Source organism: Flavobacterium sp. ZE23DGlu08 (assembly GCF_030505335.1).
GTDB lineage: Bacteria > Bacteroidota > Bacteroidia > Flavobacteriales > Flavobacteriaceae > Flavobacterium > Flavobacterium algoritolerans.
In genome coordinates, this window is the sequence record NZ_CP130045.1 from 799,040 (window position 1) to 822,452 (window position 23,413).

Annotated in this window: 19 protein-coding genes; 15 read left to right on the top strand and 4 right to left on the bottom strand. The window is 34.6% G+C overall.

All coding sequences use genetic code 11. From position 1 onward, the window contains the following. The first annotated feature begins 69 nt into the window (after window positions 1–69). A complete protein-coding gene (locus Q1W72_RS03490; protein WP_099715947.1) occupies window positions 70–372 on the top strand; it encodes a nucleotidyltransferase family protein in 303 nt (100 codons plus the stop codon). After that, entirely contained in the window at window positions 362–703 is a 342-nt protein-coding gene (locus Q1W72_RS03495) for a DUF86 domain-containing protein (RefSeq protein ID WP_099715948.1), read from the top strand. The genes Q1W72_RS03490 and Q1W72_RS03495 overlap by 11 nt, the downstream gene beginning before the upstream one ends. 81 nt (window positions 704–784) lie before the next feature. Here the strand turns inward: Q1W72_RS03495 and Q1W72_RS03500 are convergent, their stop codons facing one another. Further along, window positions 785–2,332 (bottom strand): SDR family NAD(P)-dependent oxidoreductase, encoded by a 1,548-nt coding sequence (locus Q1W72_RS03500; RefSeq protein ID WP_099715949.1) that lies wholly within the window; start codon window positions 2,330–2,332, stop codon window positions 785–787. A 179-nt stretch (window positions 2,333–2,511) separates the two neighbouring features. Here Q1W72_RS03500 and Q1W72_RS03505 point away from each other — a divergent pair, with 179 nt between their 5' ends. Beyond that, window positions 2,512–3,303, top strand: a complete 792-nt coding sequence (locus Q1W72_RS03505; protein ID WP_302137395.1) for an O-methyltransferase — start codon at window positions 2,512–2,514, stop codon at window positions 3,301–3,303. Window positions 3,304–3,357: 54 nt separating this feature from the next. Here the strand turns inward: Q1W72_RS03505 and Q1W72_RS03510 are convergent, their stop codons facing one another. Then, the gene (locus Q1W72_RS03510) at window positions 3,358–4,032 is read right to left on the bottom strand and encodes a hypothetical protein (RefSeq protein WP_282715697.1); all 675 of its coding nucleotides are present in this window, start codon (window positions 4,030–4,032) and stop codon (window positions 3,358–3,360) included. A gap of 379 nt (window positions 4,033–4,411) precedes the next feature. Here Q1W72_RS03510 and Q1W72_RS03515 point away from each other — a divergent pair, with 379 nt between their 5' ends. The 7 genes from Q1W72_RS03515 (at window position 4,412) to Q1W72_RS03545 (ending at window position 13,539) form a co-directional block, all read left to right on the top strand. After that, window positions 4,412–5,098, top strand: a complete 687-nt coding sequence (locus Q1W72_RS03515; protein WP_099715952.1) for an ABC transporter ATP-binding protein — start codon at window positions 4,412–4,414, stop codon at window positions 5,096–5,098. A gap of 155 nt (window positions 5,099–5,253) precedes the next feature. Next, window positions 5,254–6,111: a RimK family alpha-L-glutamate ligase gene (locus Q1W72_RS03520; protein WP_302137396.1), complete on the top strand. Its 858-nt coding sequence runs from the start codon at window positions 5,254–5,256 to the stop codon at window positions 6,109–6,111. A 31-nt stretch (window positions 6,112–6,142) separates the two neighbouring features. Then, window positions 6,143–6,712: a cob(I)yrinic acid a,c-diamide adenosyltransferase gene (locus tag Q1W72_RS03525; RefSeq protein ID WP_121341485.1), complete on the top strand. Its 570-nt coding sequence runs from the start codon at window positions 6,143–6,145 to the stop codon at window positions 6,710–6,712. Window positions 6,713–6,895: 183 nt separating this feature from the next. Then, window positions 6,896–7,117 carry a DUF2795 domain-containing protein gene (locus Q1W72_RS03530; protein ID WP_007138072.1) on the top strand — a complete coding sequence of 74 codons (222 nt, stop codon included), beginning with the start codon at window positions 6,896–6,898 and terminating at the stop codon, window positions 7,115–7,117. Between the two features lie 84 nt (window positions 7,118–7,201). Continuing rightward, window positions 7,202–10,543 carry a preprotein translocase subunit SecA gene (gene secA, locus Q1W72_RS03535; RefSeq protein WP_302137397.1) on the top strand — a complete coding sequence of 1,114 codons (3,342 nt, stop codon included), beginning with the start codon at window positions 7,202–7,204 and terminating at the stop codon, window positions 10,541–10,543. A 455-nt stretch (window positions 10,544–10,998) separates the two neighbouring features. Further along, complete coding sequence (locus tag Q1W72_RS03540) at window positions 10,999–13,050, top strand: hypothetical protein (protein WP_302137398.1); 2,052 nt, start codon at window positions 10,999–11,001, stop codon at window positions 13,048–13,050. A gap of 165 nt (window positions 13,051–13,215) precedes the next feature. After that, complete coding sequence (locus Q1W72_RS03545; protein WP_302137399.1) at window positions 13,216–13,539, top strand: HNH endonuclease; 324 nt, start codon at window positions 13,216–13,218, stop codon at window positions 13,537–13,539. A gap of 99 nt (window positions 13,540–13,638) precedes the next feature. Here the strand turns inward: Q1W72_RS03545 and Q1W72_RS03550 are convergent, their stop codons facing one another. Next, window positions 13,639–14,301 (bottom strand): RNA methyltransferase, encoded by a 663-nt coding sequence (locus Q1W72_RS03550; protein ID WP_302137400.1) that lies wholly within the window; start codon window positions 14,299–14,301, stop codon window positions 13,639–13,641. 187 nt (window positions 14,302–14,488) lie between these two features. Here Q1W72_RS03550 and Q1W72_RS03555 point away from each other — a divergent pair, with 187 nt between their 5' ends. From Q1W72_RS03555 to Q1W72_RS03575, 5 genes are all read left to right on the top strand, one after another. Next, a complete protein-coding gene (locus tag Q1W72_RS03555) occupies window positions 14,489–15,181 on the top strand; it encodes an NAD-dependent deacylase (protein WP_302137401.1) in 693 nt (230 codons plus the stop codon). A gap of 67 nt (window positions 15,182–15,248) precedes the next feature. Beyond that, on the top strand, window positions 15,249–16,595 hold the full coding sequence (purB, locus tag Q1W72_RS03560; RefSeq protein ID WP_302137402.1) for an adenylosuccinate lyase: 1,347 nt from the start codon (window positions 15,249–15,251) through the stop codon (window positions 16,593–16,595). Window positions 16,596–16,778: 183 nt separating this feature from the next. Further along, entirely contained in the window at window positions 16,779–19,019 is a 2,241-nt protein-coding gene (locus tag Q1W72_RS03565) for a cation:proton antiporter (RefSeq protein WP_282744280.1), read from the top strand. A gap of 251 nt (window positions 19,020–19,270) precedes the next feature. Continuing rightward, on the top strand, window positions 19,271–19,876 hold the full coding sequence (locus tag Q1W72_RS03570) for an NAD(P)H-dependent oxidoreductase (protein ID WP_099715963.1): 606 nt from the start codon (window positions 19,271–19,273) through the stop codon (window positions 19,874–19,876). Window position 19,877: 1 nt separating this feature from the next. Then, entirely contained in the window at window positions 19,878–21,779 is a 1,902-nt protein-coding gene (locus Q1W72_RS03575) for a monovalent cation:proton antiporter-2 (CPA2) family protein (RefSeq protein ID WP_121341468.1), read from the top strand. Window positions 21,780–21,861: 82 nt separating this feature from the next. Here Q1W72_RS03575 and guaB read toward each other — a convergent pair whose 3' ends face one another. Then, window positions 21,862–23,334, bottom strand: coding sequence for an IMP dehydrogenase (gene guaB / locus Q1W72_RS03580; protein WP_099715965.1), 1,473 nt, complete (start codon window positions 23,332–23,334; stop codon window positions 21,862–21,864). Window positions 23,335–23,413 lie beyond the last annotated feature (79 nt).

A 23,413-nucleotide genomic window follows, 5' to 3' on the forward strand; every position in this document is an offset into this window, starting at 1 on the left:
GGAATTTGAATAGTCAAAATTCCAGTAAATGAATTATTTTGCGTATTTTTGAATTATACTATTTAAACCATGAATCCAATAGAAAGCCATACTACTGATATCACTAAATTATGCAAAACACATAATGTCAAGTCATTGTATGCATTTGGTTCTGTTTTAACTGATAAATTCAATACGGAAAGTGACATTGACTTAATCGTTGAATTTCAACCATTAGATGTCTTGGATTATGTAGATAATTATTATGATTTAAAATTTTCATTAGAAACGATATTAAAAAGAGAAATTGATTTGCTTGAAGAAAAAGCAATTAAAAATCCTTATTTCAGAAAAACTATAAATCAAAATAAACAACTGATTTATGGACAATAATATTAAAACTTGGCTTTATGATATTTTAAGTTCCATCAATGAAATAGAAAGTTATTTTATTGATAGACCAAAAGAATTTAAAGTCTATGAAAATGATGTAAGAACAAAAAGAGCTGTCGAAAGGAATATTGAAATCATTGGTGAAGCAATGAACCGAATTTTAAAAGAAGATAGTGAAATAATTATTTCAAACTCCAGAAAAATAGTTGATGTTAGAAATAGAATAATTCACGGTTATGATTCCGTTTCTGACGACGTGATTTGGGGAATTGTAATTCGACATTTACCCATTCTACAAAAAGAGGTCGAAAAAATGCTGAGAGAACAATAAACAATACTGACATTAACACATAAAAAAACCACAACAGAATTAGATTCTGTTGTGGTTTTTTATTTTATAAATCTGAAGTTTCTACCAAGGAATCGGATTGTAATCTTTCAAAAACTTACCGCACCAATGCTTTCCGGTATTGATACCGTCAAACAATGGATCCATAACTCGTGCAGCTCCATCTACAATATCCAATGGCGGTTGAAAATCTTCTTCTTCTTGCTTTCTTTTGGCTAATTCTGCCGGATCTTCGTCGGTTACCCAACCAGTGTCTACCGCATTCATAAAAATACCATCTTTTGCCAAAGTTCCCGAAGAAGTATGTGTCAACATATTCAAAGCGGCTTTAGCCATATTAGTATGCGGATGGCGGTCTTCCTTGAAAAAGCGATGAAACTTCCCTTCCATTGCCGACACATTGATGATGTGTTTTTTTCCGGTGTTGTCTTTCTTCATTACTTCCGAAAGGCGGTTGCACAATACAAAAGGTGCCACCGAATTCACCAATTGTACTTCTATCATCTCCGTGGTTTCTATTTGTCCCAATCGCAAGCGCCAACTGTTGGTTTTTCTTAAATCTACTTGCTGCAAATCGGCATCAAGTTCTCCTTCCGGAAAAACTTCGTTTGCCACGAGCGCATTATCAAACGAATACGGAATCTGTGATAATTTGGCAGAAGCCCGCAACCCAATTCCAGGTTCTGGTCCGTGCCAAGTAACTGGCATATTCTGATTTGGAGAAGCTCCAGATGTCAATACTTTCAATTCATCCAAACAATTGGTATGATCCAATAATAATTCTTGCGCTTGTTTGGGCAAAGAAGCTATGGAACGCTCTTCATTTTCCATTAAATGGGTATAGAATCCGGCAGGACGTCTCACCGTTTGCGCTGCATTATTGATTAAAATATCCAAACGTTCGTATTTCTGCTCTATGAAATTGCAAAAAATCTCCACACTGGGAATGTGTCTCAAATCCAATCCGTGAATTTTCAAACGATGTCCCCAATCCATAAAATCGTCTTCCTTAGAAAAACGCAATGCTGAATCCACAGGAAAACGGGTCGTTGCAATAACTGTTGCTCCACCTCGTAAAAGCATCAACGTAATATGATACCCAATTTTTAAGCGAGAACCTGTAATGACTGCCACTTGTCCTTGTACATCTGCCGTTTGAAAACGTTTGGCATAATTAAAATCACCACAATCGGCACACATCGTATCATAAAAGTGGTGCATTTTAGTAAACTCAGTTTTACAAACGTAACAATTTCGTGGAGTTTCCAGTTCCAATTGCTCTTTGTGGGCAAGATCATGTGAAGCCAATAATTTTGGCGCTACAAAAATACTCGCTTCACGCGCATGACGGATTCCAGTTTCCTTTCGGGCGGTACGGTCGCGTTTTTCCATTTTGCGTTTGGCAGCCACTTTTCCGTCTTTTTTTCTACGGGAAAGCTCATCACGATCGGGTCTGGAAAACATTCCAGCCGCTTTGATTAAAGCTGTACGTTGTTCTTTTGGAATATCAAATATTTGGTCGGTATCGGTATTCAATTGAGCCAAAATAGCGATGCATCGGTCAATTTCCTCCGAGCTTATGGCACTTTTATTTTCTATTTGTTCAATCATTATCGTAAAAAATAGGTATTATTCTTGGTGTAAATTCCAAGCGAGCAAAGATAGGCTTTTAAAGTATTAAAGTTTCAAGGTCATAAAGTCCAAAGTCCAAGTGCGAAGATGAAGTCATTCTATCTTTTGACTTTCGACTATAATCTTACTATCTTCGCACCTACCTTCTAACAATCGCTATGTTATTCCAAATAAAATCGTACTTACATTTCCTTTGGCACTCAAAAAATGAGCATGCTGTACATTCACCTTTTGTGTTTAATTTGTTGACGAAATGTTTTTATGATAAAAAATCAAAACCGGAATATGCTATTTTAAAAAAATACCGAAACTCGCTTTTAGCTAATAACAATACGATTGAAGTCACTGATTTTGGTGCAGGTTCGAAAGTTTTTAAATCGAATACAAGAGTTATTTCCAAGATTGCAAAAACAGCGGGGATTTCTCCAAAACGAGCCGAATTATTATTTAGAATCACAAATTATTTACAGCCCGATACGATATTAGAAATTGGAACATCATTAGGATTAGCAACTTCGGCGCTTTCTTTAGGGTCCCGAAGCGTCGGGATAAAAGCAAAAATAATCACTTTAGAAGGTTGTCCCGAAACTGCAAAACAAGCTCAATTGCAATTTCAAAAATTCAATTTCAATACTATACGTTCCGAAATAACAGAGTTCAGTACTTATCTCCAAAACTGTACACTGAACACTGAACACTTTTCCTTAATTTACTTCGACGGCAATCACTCCAAGAAAGCAACACTGGACTATTTCGAATTATTACTTCCTACAATAACTAACGAAACCGTTTGGATATTCGATGACATTCATTGGTCGCCAGAAATGGAAGAGGCTTGGGAAATCATAAAAAACCATCCAAAAGTAACGGTGACTATTGATACGTTTCAGTGGGGATTGGTCTTTTTTAGAAGAGAACAACCCAAAGAGCATTTTGTGATTCGTACCTAAAAAAAAATGACAGCCATTGCTGACTGTCATTTCTAACATTGAATTAATTATTCCTTATTCTTTAGCTTTTTTCATTTCACCTGATTTTGCTCCCATTCTGTTAACAGTATACATTGGTGCAAATTTCAATTTTAAACTAGCAATTTTTCTGTTATCATCACCTGAAAGTCCTTCTTTTTCAACAGTATTTTTTCTGCTGTCCAATGCTTCATACATCAATTTAATTTCATCCCAGTCTTCACGAGAATAAGCATCTTTATTTGTTTCAACAGTACTTACAAATTGTTGATAAACACCAAGAATATTGTCTTTGTTTACCCATGTAAAGCTCATGTCATCCCCTATTTTTCCTTCACCAAACAAAGCATTTCTTAGTTGTTGTTTTGGGTTTGCAGCTACAGCAGCTTGAGCATTCTCTTGCATTTCAGCTTCATATTTAGCTTTTAACGCTTCATATTTAGCAGTTGCAGCATCAAGACGTTCTTGCGCTTCTGCATTATCTTTCATATTTGCCAAGGCTGCTTGAGCATCTCCGCTTCTTAATTGATACGTAGCTTCAATTCCTTGCCAGTTTGCTTTAGCATCCTCTGAAGCAACATTTCCTAATGAATCAACATACATTACATACGTATCTACCGTTTTTTCTGCTTGTTGAGCTTTCTCATCTTTACATGAAGTAAATCCTAAAGCGATTACCGCTATTCCTAACACCATTTTTGTACTTTTCATAACTACTTGATTTGATTAATATTATTTATGTAAATTTAAGTAACATTATTCGATTCATAATTATAATCCAAAAATCTTATAAATATTACATATAATTATGAAATAAAGAGAAATAAAGTGTGAATTATATAAACTAACCCTAAAATAGTATAAATAATTACGGCTGATTCTATGTATTAAAAATTGCCTTTTAAAAGAAATCGGCAAAAAACGCAATTGTTTGATTTTAAAAAAGTTAGTTCTTATTTAAAATTAAGGCGTAAAATGTAACAAATTTTAAAAAACAACTACTTATTAATAATTCAAAAGTCTTTTGTACTTTTAAAATCTAATTTAATAGCAGCCTACGCTCGATCGCAGGTCAAAATCATATATTCTAATGGCAAACCCGCTAATCAAAATAACCAATATCAAACGAGATTTTGTACTTGGAAATGAAATCGTTTATGTTCTTAAAGGCATTGATTTAGAAATAAATAAAGGTGAATATGTAGCATTAATGGGACCTTCAGGATCTGGAAAATCAACTTTAATGAATTTATTAGGTTGTTTAGACACACCAACTTCCGGGAGTTACATCCTCAACGGAAAAGATGTCAGCCAGATGAAAGACGATGAATTAGCCGAAATTCGAAACAAAGAAATAGGATTTGTTTTCCAGACTTTCAACCTTTTACCCAGGACCACCGCATTAGATAACGTGGCTTTACCCATGATTTATGCCGGATTTTCAAAATCAGAAAGAAAAGCAAGAGCTACCGAAGTTTTAGAACAAGTAAATCTTGCAGACAGAATGGACCACCAACCCAATCAGCTTTCAGGTGGACAACGTCAGCGTGTGGCAATCGCCCGTGCTTTGGTCAACAAACCGTCCATCATTCTTGCCGATGAACCTACCGGAAATCTGGACAGTAAAACATCATTAGAAATCATGAAGCTTTTTGGAGACATCCACGCCAATGGAAATACCGTAATTCTGGTAACCCACGAGGAAGAAATCGCCGCTTACGCCAATCGCGTAATTCGTTTGCGTGACGGACTTATAGAAAGCGATACTTCTAAATAGTTTTTTTTCAGGAGCTGCTTCCGGCTATCCGCTTGTATCTCTTTCTTGCCATTCTTCCTTCGTCTGAATGACAAGAAAGAGGATATCGCTTTTATCCGGGCTAGGAAATCCAAATTACGATTGCGTTTAAAATTCCAAGTAACACCCACCAAAAAATGAAAATCGCTATACTAACCTGCGAAAAACTTCCAGACCTAAATCCCGAAGATCAAAAAATAATTCCGGCATTAGCTAAACATACTATAGAAGCCAGTGCCGCTATCTGGAGCGACAAAAGCATCAATTGGACTGATTTTGATTATCTAATTTTTCGCAATACTTGGGATTATTTCGAGAAAGAAACCGAGTTTAAAATTTGGCTCGACCAAATAGAAAAACTGGGAATCAAAACACTAAATCCCATTGAAGTAATCAAGCAAAACATCCATAAGTTTTACTTGCGTGAAATGGAACAGCAAGGAATCACAATTTTGCCAACCGTTTTCATTGATAAAACAGATCATCTTAATCTTGCTGAATTGATACCTACACATTGGAAAAAAGCGGTTATAAAACCTGCATTTTCTGCTGGTTCCTATCTCACCGAAGTTTTTGACGTATCCGAAATTCAGGAAATAAGCACGAAATATAAAAGTATAGCAGCGGAGAAAGAGTTGCTTTTACAGGAATTCATGCCCGAAATTCAAACATTGGGCGAAACTTCTTTTATCTTTTTCAATAAAAAATTCTCACATGCGGTGAATAAAAAACCCGTGGATGGCGATTTTAGAGTACAATCCCTTTTTGGAGGAAAATACAATTTGGTTCAACCCAGTCAGGAACTAATTGAAAAAGCGCAAAAAATTGCCAATACATTTCCAGAGAATTTACTCTATGCGCGAGTAGACGGAATCCTTATTGAGAACGAACTGTATTTAATGGAAATTGAATGCATTGAACCTGATTTATATTTCAATCTCAGTGAAAATTCACTGGAACGATTTGTTGCAGCAATAGTGGAATTAATACGCTAAATTTGTTTTTTTAAATCAAATAATACGGTAGATGAAAGTATATACAAAGACTGGAGATAAAGGAACAACAGCACTTTTTGGCGGAACTAGAGTCCCAAAAGACCATGCCCGAATTGAAAGTTACGGAACTGTTGACGAATTGAATTCTCATATTGGTCTGATTCGTGATCAGGAAATGAATGCGCATTACAAAGAAATCCTTATCGAAATCCAAGATCGTCTGTTTACTGTTGGTGCAATATTAGCAACGCCACCGGAAAAAGAAGTGATGAAAAACGGGGAACTCCGTTTGAAAAATTTGGGGATTATAGAATCTGACATTGAATTATTGGAAAATGAAATTGACGCTATGGAAGAAGCATTGCCGCCAATGACTCATTTTGTACTTCCAGGCGGACATACTACTGTGTCATATTGTCATATTGCACGTTGTGTTTGTCGCAGAGCAGAGCGTTTATCCGTTCATTTAAGCCACAATGAACCCGTTCCTGAAATAGCAATCAAGTACTTAAACCGACTTTCTGACTACCTTTTTGTGTTGGCACGAAAGTTGTCTCATGATTTGAACGCTGCCGAAGTTCAATGGATTCCGAGGAAGTAGGATTTCAGATTGAAGATTAACGATTTTTGATTTCAGATGTATTTAAAAAATCAAAAATCGTTAATCTGAAATCAAAAATCAGCAATCAACAAAACGTTCTTAACTTTAACTAAAAATAAATGATTTTTTACTTGTCTTTTTCAGTAAAAAATTTATTTTTGCACAAAACTAAATCGACAACACATGTATTGGACATTAGAATTAGCATCTTATTTAAGCGATGCACCGTGGCCTGCTAACAAAGACGAACTTATTGACTACGCTATTAGAGCAGGAGCTCCATTAGAAGTAGTAGAAAACCTTCAATCTATAGAGGATGAAGGCGAGATATATGAATCAATGGAAGAAATTTGGCCAGATTATCCAACTGACGAAGATTATCTTTGGAATGAGGATGAATATTAAAAAGTAAACCAAGAAAAAGTCTCAAAAGAGGCTTTTTTTTTGTTTAAATTTACAGAATTACACAAACAGAAATAAAAACATATTATGAGTTTTATAAATAGTATTATTAAAGTCTTTGTTGGGGATAAATCCCAAAAAGATGTCAAAGCTTTACAACCGTATCTTACCAAAATTAAAGCTTTTGAAACTCCTCTGATGGCATTATCTAATGATGATCTTAGAGGACGCACTGCTTTTTTCAAAGATAGAATCAAACAGGCACGTGCTGAAAAAGATGCAAAAATTGCGGCGCTGAAACTAGAAGTGGAAAGCATTGAAGATATTGACAAGAGAGAAGATATTTATGTTGCTATTGACGCATTAGAAAAAGAAGCTTACGAGATTTCCGAAAAAACATTAATGGAAATTCTTCCGGAAGCATTTGCCGTTGTAAAAGAAACAGCTAGACGTTTCAAAGACAACACTCAAATAGTGGTAACTGCTACACCAAAAGATCGTGAACTTTCTGCTACTAAAACCTACATTACCTTAGATGGTGACAATGCAGTTTGGGCAAATTCATGGAGTGCTGCAGGGAAAGAAATTACTTGGGACATGATTCACTATGACGTACAATTAATTGGCGGAATGGTTTTGCATGAAGGAAAAGTAGCTGAAATGCAAACAGGTGAAGGAAAAACATTAGTGGCAACTTTACCGCTTTACTTAAATGCTTTAACTGGAAATGGTGTGCATTTGGTAACTGTGAATGATTATTTGGCAAAAAGAGATAGTACTTGGAAAGCGCCATTATTCGAATTTCACGGTATGACTGTAGAATGTATTGACAATTACCAACCAAGTTCTGAAGGAAGAAAAAAAGCATATGATGCTGATATCACTTACGGAACCAATAATGAGTTTGGTTTTGACTACTTAAGAGATAACATGGCGCATTCGCCAGAAGATTTAGTGCAACGAAAACACAATTACGCGATTGTCGATGAGGTCGATTCAGTTTTAATTGATGATGCAAGAACACCATTGATTATTTCAGGTCCGGTTCCACAAGGAGATCGTCATGAGTTTAATGAATTGAAACCAAAAATTGAAAACTTAGTTAGCATACAAAGACAATTGGCTAACGGTTTCTTATCTGAAGCAAAAAAATTAATTAAAGAGGGAAATACTAAAGAAGGTGGATTCCAATTATTAAGAGCTTACAGAGCATTGCCAAAAAACAAAGCATTAATTAAATTTTTGAGTGAAGAAGGAATTAAACAATTACTTCAGAAAACCGAAAATCAATACATGCAGGATAACAAAAGAGAAATGCACAAGATTGATGAGGCATTGTATTTTGTTATTGAAGAAAAAAACAATCAGGTTGAATTGACCGATAACGGAATTAAATACCTTTCTGGAGATACTGATGCTGACTTTTTTGTACTTCCGGACATTGGAACTGAAATTGCCGCTATCGAAAAGAAAAAATTAGATAAAGACACTGAAGCCGAAGAAAAAGAACAATTGTTTCAAGATTTTGGAGTGAAAAGTGAGCGTATTCATACTTTGACACAACTTTTGAAAGCCTACGCTTTATTCGAAAAAGATGTTGAATATGTAATCATGGACAACAAAATCATGATTGTAGATGAGCAAACAGGTCGTATCATGGACGGTCGTCGTTATTCTGACGGATTGCACCAAGCGATTGAAGCCAAAGAAAATGTAAAAATCGAAGCTGCAACTCAAACATTTGCAACCGTTACGTTACAGAATTATTTCAGAATGTACAACAAACTGGGAGGAATGACTGGAACTGCAGTAACTGAAGCGGGTGAGTTATGGCAAATATATAAACTTGACGTTGTAGAAATTCCTACGAACAGAGGAATGGCCAGAAAAGATAAAGAGGATTTTATTTATAAAACTACTCGTGAAAAATTCAATGCCGTTATCGAAGACGTAACTGAATTATCTAATGCAGGAAGACCGGTTCTTATTGGTACAACTTCTGTAGAGATTTCAGAATTATTAAGCCGAATGTTGAAAATGAGAGGCGTTGCACACAATGTCTTGAATGCAAAAATGCACAAACAAGAAGCGCAAATTGTTGAAGAAGCCGGAAAACCTGGTGTAGTAACGATTGCAACCAACATGGCTGGTCGTGGTACCGATATTAAATTATCTGCCGAAGTAAAAGCTGCTGGTGGATTAGCAATTGTAGGAACAGAGCGTCATGATTCCCGTCGTGTTGACCGTCAGTTACGTGGTCGTGCAGGACGTCAAGGTGATCCTGGAAGTTCTCAGTTTTATGTTTCTCTTGAAGACAACCTAATGCGTTTGTTTGGTTCTGAAAGAGTGGCTAAAGTGATGGACAGAATGGGATTGCAGGAAGGTGAAGTGATTCAGCATTCTATGATGACTAAATCTATCGAACGTGCTCAGAAAAAAGTAGAAGAAAACAACTTTGGTGTTCGTAAACGTTTATTGGAATATGATGATGTAATGAACGCACAACGTGAAGTGGTTTACAAACGTCGTCGTCATGCATTGTTTGGAGAGCGTTTAAAATTAGATATTGCAAACATGCTTTACGATACTTGTGAATTGATCGTTGACCAAAACAAAGCATCAAATAATTTCAAAAACTTTGAATTCGAATTAATTCGCTATTTCTCAATCACATCGCCAGTTACTGAAAGTGAATTCAGTAAATTGAGTGAAATGGAATTAACCGGTAAAATATACAAAGCTACGCTGGAATATTATACAGAGAAAACCGAAAGAAGTGCCAGAGAAGCATTCCCAATCATAAAAAGTGTTTACGAAGATAAAAACAACCAATTTGAACGTATTGTAGTTCCTTTTACAGATGGAATTAAATCATTGAATGTGGTTACTGATTTGAAAAAAGCCTACGAAACTGAGGGAGCTCAACTTGTTGCTGATTTCGAAAAAAATATCACTTTATCTATTGTAGATGAAGCTTGGAAGAAACACTTACGTAAAATGGATGAGTTGAAACAATCGGTTCAACTTGCGGTTCACGAACAAAAAGATCCATTACTTATTTACAAACTGGAAGCATTCAATTTGTTTAGAGCAATGATTGACAATGTAAACAAGGAGGTGATTTCATTCTTGTTCAAAGGTGATTTACCGGCTCAAGAGAATCAACAAATTCAAGAAGCGAAAGAAGTTCGTCAACAAGAAGACTATAAATTAAGTAAAGACGAAATTCCAAATAGTGAAAGTGCTAATCGTGAAGCGGGAGAAACGCAACAACGACAAGTTACGGAAACTATCGTAAGAGATATGCCAAAAATTAATCGTAATGATAACGTAACGATTCAAAACGTGGCAAACGGACAAATACAAGAAATGAAATACAAAAAAGCCGAAAGCTTAATCGCTTCAGGACAATGGGTTATTGTTAACTAATAACCGTTTCAATTCCTTAAAATTAAATTCCCCAATTACAAAAGTAAGTTGGGGAATTTTTTTTATCCTGAATTTAATCCTGAATTTATTTCAGGATCTTTTTCAGGATCTTTTTAAGGAGCAATTCCCGCCCTACGCTGCAAGCTATTTGGTTTCAAACCCTTTTTCTAGCCGCTGTCAGGAGCTTCTCCCGAAGTGTCGGGATTCGCTCTGCCATCAGCAGAAAAAAGTGATTTTCAACCGGCATAGGCTTTCCGCTGCTGTCGGGGCTAGGGATTTTGTGATAAATAACTCTGTTTACGGTTTCCCGTAATGATCCTGTAATCAAAGAATACATCTTTGAGAATAAATAATCACTAATTCTTATTTATAAGATTTTTCAGCGATTTTATTTATATATTTGAAAATAAAATATTGTGTGATGTAACACACGCATATACAAGTTGTATCCATTTATGAAAAACATATTCTACACATTCATTTTAACATTCATTTCATATAACAATTATGCTCAAAATGAAATTGTCAATAATGATGATATCCCTAAACTAAATACAATTATTAAATCTTTGGAAAAAGAATACAGAGAAAGTAAAACTCAATCCTTTAAATCACTGCCACAAACATCGGCGAACTATTTTAAAATTATTACAAACAATCCTACTGATTTCCTAAAGTCCTTAAACAGTGCTGTAAATTTCGAACAGTTGGTTAAGGAAAATCCAAGCCTTCAAATTGATAGAGATGTACTAATTATTAAAAATGTATATTCCAATTACAACAAAGAAAAAAAAATTGAAGTCAAATCTTTTGAAATAGGTCAAAGTCGAAGTCATTTAATTGAAATAAAGTATAGTGATTCTATAAATAATAGTAATATTAAATTTCTATATTCAATACATAAAGAAACTTGGAGCAAGTACAAAGAAGCTTCAATCATTCAAGGATTTTATTTAATTAATGAATTTAAGTCGATTGACATTCCAGAAAAATATGTAGACTGGATAAACTATACAGATATTATCGTAAAACCAGAAACATCAATTTTTTATGACATCAAAGAAAAATCAAATGAATTATTAAGCTATAAAAAAACTATTATTGACTCTTTGATTAATTACTACGAAACTAAAACTAACAAACCACCTTATCAAAAAGAACAAGACTATATTACTCGCAGAAAGGAACAAGATGAATGGCAATCAAAAAAACAAACGTTTTCCGATAGTTTATATAAAACGGATAAACATTTTAAAAAGCTTTTAATTGAAGCCTTATCATATGCAGAAGTAAATAAAGTTTCAAATGGCGATTTGGAAGATTTTACATCTCAATTAATTTCTAAAAATAGAGCTTTAGAGTTAATGCGACAAAATCAACAAGTTGGTTCTTGCAGTTTTGATAATGGTCCAAATATCCAACAAAAAAGAATCGCTTCAATGGCAGCTCAAACTCAGAATTGGGATGTTTTTATAAAATCCTTCTTAAATGTTATGAATGATAACGTTTCAAGAATTGCAAATAGCAATATTGCATCTGAAGCAAGGGAAACCTACATAAATGAACTTGCAATATTAAATTTAGATATAGACAAAATTTTATTGGGTTCAAATTTAAGAGTTCACGATACTGTCAAAAAACACTATTTTTCTGACGGTAGTAAAATAGCAAAAGCTTATGCAAATTTAGACTCAAAAAACCAGCTATATTTTGAAAAAACAATCCTGAATATTATTCGTGACAAATCAATGGATCCTTTTAATAAACTTCACTTTTATAACACTTATAAATATTATCAATATTTTATAGAAGACAGCCTCAAAAAAAAGGATATAGATAAAAATATTGAAAAATTGATTCCTTTACTACCAATTGAAATAAAGTCAAGAATTGAAAACCCTAATAAGCAGCTTTGTGATTTACTCTATAAAGAAAAAAGTGAATTAGACAAATTTGAAATTAAATCTTCAATAATAGGCAGTATATACTCATACAGCTATGATGGTGATTGTTGGCAAGCGGAATTATCAGACAAAGGTTCAAATGGAAAAATAATTTATGATTTAACTATGGCACTTGGAGAAGAAGTGACACCTCTACAAAAATTTCTCGACAAAAAAGATGAATTGAAATCTCGTGTTAATAACCATTATTTTTTACAAGAAATCATTAATAAAAATAGTGAAAACAAATTGTATGTAAATTTTACAAACGACAAGTCATTTGCAAATTTCAAAAATAAGGTAACTAAAGAAATGCCAGAAGAATTAACTTCAAAGTTGGATTTCGATAATGCAATTTCTTTGTACGTATCATTCCCAAATCGAATGTATGTGCGCTTCATTTTGTTAAGCAATAATAACTTATTGACTTTAGATATCCCACAGGGTTTTGAATTACCAGGTTATAAATTTGAAGAATTAATGACTAAAAAGGAAAAAACTTTCTTAGAAACTTCATATAAAAGTTTTAAATTATTTGATGAAAAAGGAAAAATGTTGAATTAAAAAACTGCCCTCGCTCCGCAAAGTATCCCTGAAATCAAATGAATTTTTCGTAAATGCTGCGCAAATGTCTCTGACTTTACGCAATTTTTATAATTTGAGAGTATATTAAAACGTCATAAAGTAGTTGACCTTCATGAATCTCATAGAAAATCTAACGAAAAGAAAATGAGTATGGTAATAAGTCCAGAAAATAAAAAGATTATACTTTTATTAATTCTTCTATTTGGAGGAGTAATTCTTAAATGGTTGTGGTTCGAAATGAAACGTCGGCATAGACGTGATTATTACAGAAATACATATCTAAAATCAGATGTATGGCAACGAAAACGAGCAGTTGTTTTTAAAAGAGATGATTGGCGTTGTGTGTATTGTGGTGGAAAAGCTACTCAAGTTCATCACAAAAGATACGCAAAAAGGAATATCGGAAAAGAGCCAATAGAATGGTTAGTTTCAATTTGTAACTCTTGTCATGAAAAGCAACACAGATGAAAGAAAATACTAGATGTGATTGCTTTCGCCACGGCGAACAGGTCGTTCCTCGCAATGACTCAGCAAACCGTTACAATCTAATTTATGCGTTCGGTTACACTATCTTGGATTTTCTTCAAAATAGCGTGCTTCAATACGCTTGATGTCTTTAATGGAACTCTTCGCCCAAGCCAAACGTTTCTCCAAGATTTCATTTTCGGATAAATGCCAGTCAATTTCGGAATCGCGCAATCGATTCGTCAAGTTTTGAATGATGATTGCCGCCGAAACCGATATATTCAAACTCTCGGTAAAACCAACCATCGGGATTTTTAGAAAACCATCGGCGCGTTGTAAAATTTCTTCGGATAATCCGTCTCTTTCGGTTCCAAAAAATAAAGCACTCGGTTTAGAAATATCAAAATCTTCCATCAGACAATCATTCTCATGTGGCGTCGTGGCAATGATTTGGTAGCCTTTACTTTTTAATGTATCCACACAATTAGAAATACTGTCGAAGGTATTGATGTCAACCCATTTTTGAGCACCCATCGCAATTTCCTTATCGATACTTTTTCCGTAACGCTGCTCGATAACATTCAATTCCTGAATTCCAAAAATCTCACAACTGCGCATCACTGCGCTTGTATTGTGCATTTGAAAAATATCCTCAACAGCAATCGTAAAATGCTTGGTTCTGTTTTCCAATACTTTCAGGAATTTTTCTTTGCGGTTATCCGTTAAGATATTTTCAAGAAAATTAAGGTAATCGATATCAATCATTGTGGGTTATTTTTTTGGCAAAAATACTAAAAAAGAGTAGTTTTATTTTTTAATAAAAGCTAAAATAAAATAGAACACAGATTTAACGGATTTAACGGATTTTCACAAATCACTTTAAATAAATTTTAAAAAATCCGTTTTAATTTGTTTAATCCGTGTCATCTGTGTTCCTTAATATTTAAAAATAATGAAAAAGAAATTAGTGGTTTTGACTGGTGCCGGAATCAGTGCCGAAAGTGGTATAAAAACTTTCCGTGACAGTGACGGACTTTGGGAAGGCCATAACGTTATGGATGTTGCAACTCCCGAGGGCTGGCATAAAAACCCGGCTTTGGTGCTGGATTTTTACAATCAAAGACGAAAACAACTCAAGGAAGTAGCACCCAATTTGGGTCATCAAATTCTGGCTGAATTAGAAAATCATTTTGAGGTTTTTGTAATCACGCAAAATGTGGATGATTTACACGAACGCGCCGGAAGTACTAATGTGTTGCATTTGCACGGCGAATTATTAAAAGTGAGAAGTACCAAAAATCCAAATTACATTCTGGACTGGCAGGAGGATTTGAATTTTGGCGATTTCGATGAAAACAAAAATCAATTGCGTCCACATATTGTTTGGTTTGGTGAAGAAGTTCCTGCGCTTGATGAAGCAATAAAATTAACTCAAAGTGCGGATTATTTTGCCGTAATTGGAACTTCGTTACAAGTCTATCCTGCGGCAGGATTAATCGATTTTACAGCGCGAGAAACCCCTATTTTTTATATTGATCCAAAACCCATAAAAATCCCAAATCTTAGAAATCCATTGGAAGTAATTCCTGAAGTGGCTTCTGAAGGAATGAAAATACTAAAAAAGAAGCTTACAGCGTTTATTTAAAAACCATTCGTTTTCTAATTTGTCTCGAAAGGTTTATATTTGTGCCTTTCGAACAAACAACAAAACAATGACTACTTTAAACGAATTGAATGCTATATCGCCAATCGACGGAAGATATAGAAACAAGACTATTTCTCTGGCTCCATTTTTCTCTGAAGAAGCCTTAATCAAATACCGCGTATTGGTTGAAATTGAATATTTTATTGCTTTGTGCGAAGTGCCTTTGCCACAATTAAAAAACGTAAACCCAAATTTATTCGAAAGCTTACGTAACATCTATAAAAACTTCTCTACTGAAGATGCACTTTGGATAAAAGAAACAGAAAAAGTAACCAACCACGATGTAAAAGCGGTGGAATACTTTATAAAAGATGCTTTTGAAAAATTAGGTTTGTCAGAATACAAAGAGTTCATTCATTTTGGATTAACTTCCCAAGATATTAATAATACGGCGATTCCGCTATCTACAAAAGAAGCTTTCGAGAAAATATACATGCCTTCTTTGATTACTTTAACTTCAAAATTGAAAGATTTAAGTGTAGAGTGGAAAGACGTTCCAATGCTTGCCCGTACACATGGACAACCGGCTTCTCCAACGCGTTTGGGTAAAGAAATTGGGGTTTTTGTAGAACGTTTAGAAGAGCAAATGCGTTTGTTGTTTAATGTTCCTTTTGCGGCTAAATTTGGTGGCGCAACAGGAAATTATAATGCACATCACGTGGCGTATCCTCAAATTGACTGGAGAAAATTTGGAGGGAAATTTGTAGAGGAAAACCTTGGTTTACACCACTCCTTCCCTACTACGCAAATTGAACATTACGATCATTTCGCAGCCTTTTTTGATGCGTTGAAAAGAATAAATACGATCATCATTGATTTAGACCGAGATATTTGGACGTACGTTTCGATGGAATATTTCAAACAAAAAATCAAAGCTGGAGAAATAGGTTCTTCGGCAATGCCACACAAAGTAAACCCAATTGATTTTGAAAATTCAGAAGGAAATTTAGGAATTGCCAATGCGATTTTCGAACATTTATCTGCTAAATTACCATTGTCAAGATTACAACGTGATTTGACTGACAGTACGGTTTTGAGAAATATTGGCGTACCAATGGGACATACTTTAATCGCTTTTGAAGCTACTTTGAAAGGATTAAACAAATTGTTATTGAACGAACCAAAATTCCACGAAGATTTAGAGAAAAACTGGGCTGTAGTTGCGGAAGCGATTCAAACAATTTTACGTCGTGAAGGATATCCAAATCCGTATGAAGCGTTAAAAGGATTGACCAGAACCAATGAAGCGATTGATAAAAATGCAATTCACGGTTTTATTGCAACCTTAGAAGTTTCGGATGAAATTAAGGCTGAATTGATGCAAATCACACCAAGTAATTTCTTAGGAATATAAATTTTAAAAGATTATTCCATTTTATAAAATCCCGTTGAAAAGAATTCTTATTTCTTTTCAACGGGATTTTTATTGCTAAAAAAATCATAAAAAGCTGTATTCAGCTGCAATTATACTTCAAAAATTAAAGTTTTTTTATATCTTACCAATATACACAAAAACCTTAAAAATCAGTAAACGCCTATGAATACCGCAGAAACAGTAGCAAATGTATCACACCACTTACAACCTCTAATTAGTGATTTAGGATTAATCCTGATGACAGCTGCAGTGGCAGTTTTGTTATTTAAAAAAATAAAACAACCGCTGGTTCTGGGGTATTTAATTGCCGGATTTTTGGCAGGAAATCATTTTGATTTTTTCCCTTCCGTAAAAGATATTAAAAGTGTAGAAGTTTGGGCAGAGATTGGTGTAATCTTTTTATTATTTAGTTTGGGACTGGAATTCAGTTTTAAGAAACTGATGAAAGTGGGTGGAACCGCATCGATTACTGCTGTAACACAAATTATTGCGATGGTTTCCATCGGATATTTAGTGGGACAATGGATTGGCTGGAAACCGATGGACAGTATCTTTTTAGGAGTTATACTTTCGATTTCATCCACTACCATTATCTTAAAAACATTTGATGAATTGGGCGTAAAAACCCAAAAATTTGCGGGAATCGTTATTGGTTCACTTATCGTTCAAGATATAGTTGCCATTTTGATGATGGTATTGCTTTCTACAATTGCAGTAAGTCAACAATTTTCAGGAAGTGAATTGTTATTATCCGTTCTTAAACTAATCTTTTTCTTGACCATTTGGTTTGTTGGCGGTATCTTTTTTATTCCGACTTTACTTAAAAAAGCCAAAAATATATTAACGGACGAAATGCTGTTAATCATCTCACTTGCATTGTGTTTAATGATGGTTATTCTGGCTGCCAATGTTGGTTTTTCTCCTGCATTGGGCGCTTTCATAATGGGCTCCATCATTGCCGAAACAACTCAGGCGGAACACATAGAACATTTGGTAAAACCTGTTAAAGACCTTTTTGGTGCCGTTTTCTTTGTATCCGTTGGAATGTTGATCAATCCGGGAACTTTATATGAATATGCCTTGCCTGTTGCTATTCTGACGTTCGTAGTGATTATAGGACAATCTGTAAGTTCAACAATTGGAGCTTTACTTTCGGGACAACCACTAAAACAATCCGTACAAACTGGAATGAGTTTATCGCAAATTGGGGAATTTTCTTTTATTATTGCAACATTAGGAATGACACTCAATGTAACCAGTAATTTTCTATATCCAATTGTGGTGGCAGTGTCAGCAGTGACCACTTTTACGACTCCTTTTATGGTGAAATTTGCCACTCCTTTTTCAGAATATCTGGAGAAAAAACTACCTAGAAAATGGATTAAAAAAATTGAACGCTACAGTGCCAATGCACAATCCATAAAATTAGTAAGCAACTGGCAAATCGTTGTTCGCGCATTTCTGACTCAAGTAATTATCCATTCCGTGATTATAGTGGCCGTCATTTTACTTTCATCAAAATTCATTTTACCTTTAGTTCAAGGATCACAATTTGGAAACATATTCGCCGCATTAATTACATTAGTGATACTATCCCCTTTCTTATGGGCACTTTCTTTGCGTCGCATTGCAGTTAAACAAGTGGCTATTTTAAGGGAAGAGCGCAAATATCGAGGGCCAATACTAATGATGATTTTACTGCGAATGATATTGACCCTCATTTATATTGGATTTTTATTGAATATCTTTTTCTCTCCTGTAATCGCTTTTTTAGTACTGATTGCAGCTGTAGTAGTCTATTTTGTTTTTCCAAAAAAATTAAATGCACAGTACCACAAAATTGAAAATCACTTTTTGCAAAATTTAAACGCCCGAGAAATTAAAAAAGCGGTAAGAAGTCGTAGTGATTTGACACCTTGGGACGGACACATGACCACTTTTGAAATTGCTCCAACCTCAAATATTGCTGGAAAAACATTAGAAGAATTAAGTATTCGCGAGCAATTAGGAATTAATATCGCATTTGTTAAGCGAGGAGAAATCACGATTAATATTCCTAGTAGAAACGAAAGACTTTTTCCAGGCGATGAAATTTGTGTCATTGGTACTGATACCCAGGTGGCAGCATTTAAAAAATACTTGGACCAAAATGAGATTGATGTTTCACCATTGGAAACTGAATCTGATATTGTATTACAACAGTTAGAGCTCATCAACGAAGCATTTATTGGAAAAAGCATCCGTGATTCTGAATTACGTGAAAAAACTCGCGGCTTGATTGTTGGCTTGGAAAGAGGAGGAAAGAGAATACTCAACCCAGAATCAAAATTGATTTTAGAAAAAAATGATATTCTTTGGATTGTGGGCAGCAAAAAATTATTAGCCAATCTTTCCAAAAATTAAATAAGAGCATTTTTTTCACAATCCATTTTGATTGAATTAATACAATCCTGAATTATAGATTCTAAATACATCCCGTCTGAACGAAACTTTAGATTTTGTTTAGCGGGATTTTTTGTTTATCGTTAAAAAAAATATTTGAATGATAGTAAATTATTAAGATTAAGCAATATTTTATACCTTAGAGCAGTTTTATTTTCATAAAAACAGTGTAAATCAACACAATAATTCTTTTAAATAGTTAAAATAAATTTATGCCAAAAAATAAAATCTTAATCCTATTTTCACATCCGCTATTCGAGAAATCTCATGCGAATAAAGCTTTGGTGGAAAACATTCCCGATTCAGAAAACATCACTTTTCATGATTTGTATGAACATTATCCTGATTTTGATATTGATGTAAAATTCGAGCAAGATTTATTAAGTCAGCATGACATAATCATTTGGCACCATCCCATGTATTGGTATAGTTGTCCGCCATTAATGAAACAATGGATTGATATGGTACTGGAACATAACTGGGCTTATGGAAAAAAGGGAAAAGCATTACAGGATAAAATTATTTTTCAGGTGATAACTACTGGTGGCGACAAGGAAAATTATTGCGAAACGGGTAGTGATCGTTATAGTATTCTTGAATTATTGGAACCTTTTAATCAAACTGCAAAAGTGTGTAATATGATCTACTTACCTCCTTTTGTAGTACATGGAACACATAATATGACCGATGAAGATTATGAAAAAAATGGTTTGATTTATGGCTATTTTCTGGACTATTTAGAGAATCATGATATAGATACGGATGAAATTTTGCAACACCATTACTTGAATGAATGGTTTGCAACAATACTGACATAATATGGATACTAATTTTTTGCTTCAGGCAATCATTTATTTAACTGCTGCCGTAATTTGCGTACCAATTGCTAAAAAATTAGGCTTGAGTTCTATTTTAGGCTATTTATTGGCGGGCATAATCATTGGTCCTTTTGTACTTGGTTTTATTGGTCAGGAAGGTCAGGATATAATGCATTTTGCAGAATTTGGTGTGGTAATGATGCTTTTTTTAATTGGTCTTGAATTAGAACCAAGCAAGTTTTGGAAAATGCGGAAATTCATTCTTGGAATGGGCTCCATGCAATTAATTGGAACGACAATTATACTATTTCTAGGATGTCTCTTTTTTATGGACTGGAGATGGGAAACTACATTAGCGATTTCACTGGCGCTGGCATTATCTTCTACTGCTATTGTATTGCAAACCTTAAAAGAAAAAGGATTATCAAATACTTCAGTAGGGCGCTCCTCATTTGCAGTTTTACTTTTTCAAGATATTGCCGTAATCCCAATTTTAGCCTTTTTACCTCTTTTGTCAACCGTAAATCTTGAGGCTACAAATGATGCGCCACAATCATTAATTACAGGTTATGCGAGCTGGTTGCAAACGGTAATCGTAATCGGAATTATCTCGACAATTTATTTTGCAGGCCGTTTTTTGTTTGTTCCTTTATTGCATATAATCGCAAAAACCAGATTACAAGAATTGTTTACTGCTTCTGCATTACTCCTCGTCGTTGGTGTTTCGTATATGATGCAATTAATTGGATTAAGTCCTGCGTTAGGTGCTTTTATGGCTGGTGTCGTATTAGCCAACTCTGAATTTCGCCATGAATTAGAAGGCGATATTGCACCATTTAAAGGATTGCTTTTGGGATTGTTTTTTCTGGGCGTAGGTGCCTCAATAAACTTTCAATTAATTATTGACAATCCATTATTTATTTTTGCTTTTGGAGCGATTCTAACATTAGTGAAATTCATCGTTCTATTTTTTACCAGTCGGTATTATAAAAAGAAACTAGACCAAAATTTACTGTTTGCATTTGGTTTGAGTCAGGCTGGAGAATTTGGTTTTGTAATCATGAGTTTCTGCATGCAATTGAATATTATACCCAATATTTTAGCCAATCAAATTATGGCAGTCATAGCCATGAGTATGGTTGCAACTCCTTTTCTGTTACTAATAAATGAGCGAATAATATATCCAAACACCCGAATTCAGGAAAAAGAAATAAAAAAAGACAATGATTATATTGACGAGGATAACCCTGTTATTATAGCTGGTTTTGGGCATTTTGGAAGCACAGTCGGTCGATTATTGAGAGCTAATCAAATAAAATCAACTATTCTTGATTATGATTCAGACCGAATCGATTTATTACGAAAAATGGGTTTTAAAGTCTATTATGGAGATGCAACCCGATTGGAATTACTGAAAGCTGCCGGTTGTGAAAATGCTAAAGTTTTCATCGCTGCTATAGATAATCCAACCGTAAATCTTCAAGTCATAGAAACCTTAAAGAAGCACTTTCCAAATTTAAAAATTTTAACACGTGCCCGAAACCGAAATGACGCCTATGAATTAATCGATCATAAAGTGGAACATATTTACAGAGAAACTTTATACAGTGCTGTGAATATGGGTGTTGATGCATTAGTAGAATTAGGACTTAGAAAATATACGGCAACCAGACAAGGGCAACAATTTATAAAATACGATGAAATTACCACACGTAAATTAGCCGAAAAACGCCATGATAAAATGGCGTACCTGATTACAATTAAAGAAGAAATTGAATTACAGGAACAGTTATTAAAGAGTGATATTTATTCCCAAGTTGCAGCAACCAATCACAGTTGGGACAGCCAACATTTAAAAAACAATCTGGCTGACTTGTCTGACTCCTCTGAATTGCAGGACTAAAGTTTAAAGCAATAAAAAAGCATAATTAAAACCCTAAAACGGAATTAATTATGCTTTTTTTTTATGATTTTAAAACTATAAATTATCTAGAATAATTAGGAGCTTCTTTTGTAATAGTTACATTATGAGGATGACTTTCGTTGATTCCGCTTGCGGTAATACGAACAAAACGACCTGTATCTTGTAAAGTAGGAATATCTTTTGAGCCACAATATCCCATTCCGGCACGAAGACCACCAATGAATTGTTGCATGCTTTCGTTCAATTCTCCTTTATAAGGCACACGTCCTACAATTCCTTCCGGTACTAATTTCTTAACATCATCTTCCACATCTTGGAAATAACGGTCTTTTGAACCTTCTTGCATCGCTTCAACAGAACCCATTCCACGGTATGACTTGAATTTTCTTCCTTCGAAAATAATAGTTTCACCAGGAGATTCCATAGTACCAGCCAGTAATGAACCTAACATCACACAATCAGCACCTGCAGCAATCGCTTTAGGAATATCACCTGTGTAACGAATTCCACCATCAGCAATTACTGGAACGCCAGTACCTTTAATCGCTGCAGCAACTTCAAGTACTGCAGAAAATTGAGGAAAACCAACACCCGCAACAATACGAGTTGTACAGATAGAACCAGGTCCAATCCCTACTTTTACTCCATCTGCGCCATTTTCAACTAAATATTTAGCTGCTTCTGCAGTGGCAATGTTACCAACAATAACGTCTAAGTCAGGAAATTTAGCTTTCACTAATTTCAGTACATCTACCACTCCTTTTGTATGACCGTGAGCGGTATCGATTATAACTGCATCTACTCCGGCATTAACCAAAGCTGTAGCTCTTTCAACAGCATCTGCAGTAACACCTAATGCAGCAGCAACACGTAAACGTCCGTATTTGTCTTTGTTTGCATTTGGTTTTTGAGTCAATTTAGTGATGTCTCTGAACGTAATCAAACCCACTAATTTATAATCAGCATTTACTACTGGAAGTTTTTCAATTTTATGACCTTGCAAAACTACTTCTGCTTGTTCCAGAGAAGTACCTTCGGCAACAGTTACTAAGTTTTCACTGGTCATTACCTCAACAATAGGTCTTGAACTATTTTTTTCGAAACGCAAATCTCTATTGGTAACGATTCCTTTTAATATTTGGTTTTCGTCTACAATTGGAATACCTCCAATACCAAATTCTTTCATTGCACTTTTAGCATCTGCAACAGTAGAAGTCAGTGGCAAAGTAACCGGATCGATAATCATTCCAGACTCCGCACGTTTTACTTTTCTAACTTTCGCAGCTTGTTGCTCGATAGTCATATTTTTATGCAAAACACCAATTCCGCCTTCTTGCGCCATAGCAATTGCCATTGCACTTTCGGTAACTGTATCCATAGCAGCAGATACAATAGGAACATTAAGTGTAATATTTCTTGAAAATTTTGATTGAATACTCACTTCGCGAGGAAGCACATTTGAGTAGTTGGGAACTAATAGAACATCATCGTAAGTTAATCCTTCACCGATAATCTTAGAGTTGTGTGCGATCATTGCAATTGTAGTTGGAGTTTAATTGCGTGCAAATATAGACAATCTTATGCAAAAAAACGAGTAAATTTTATAATAAATG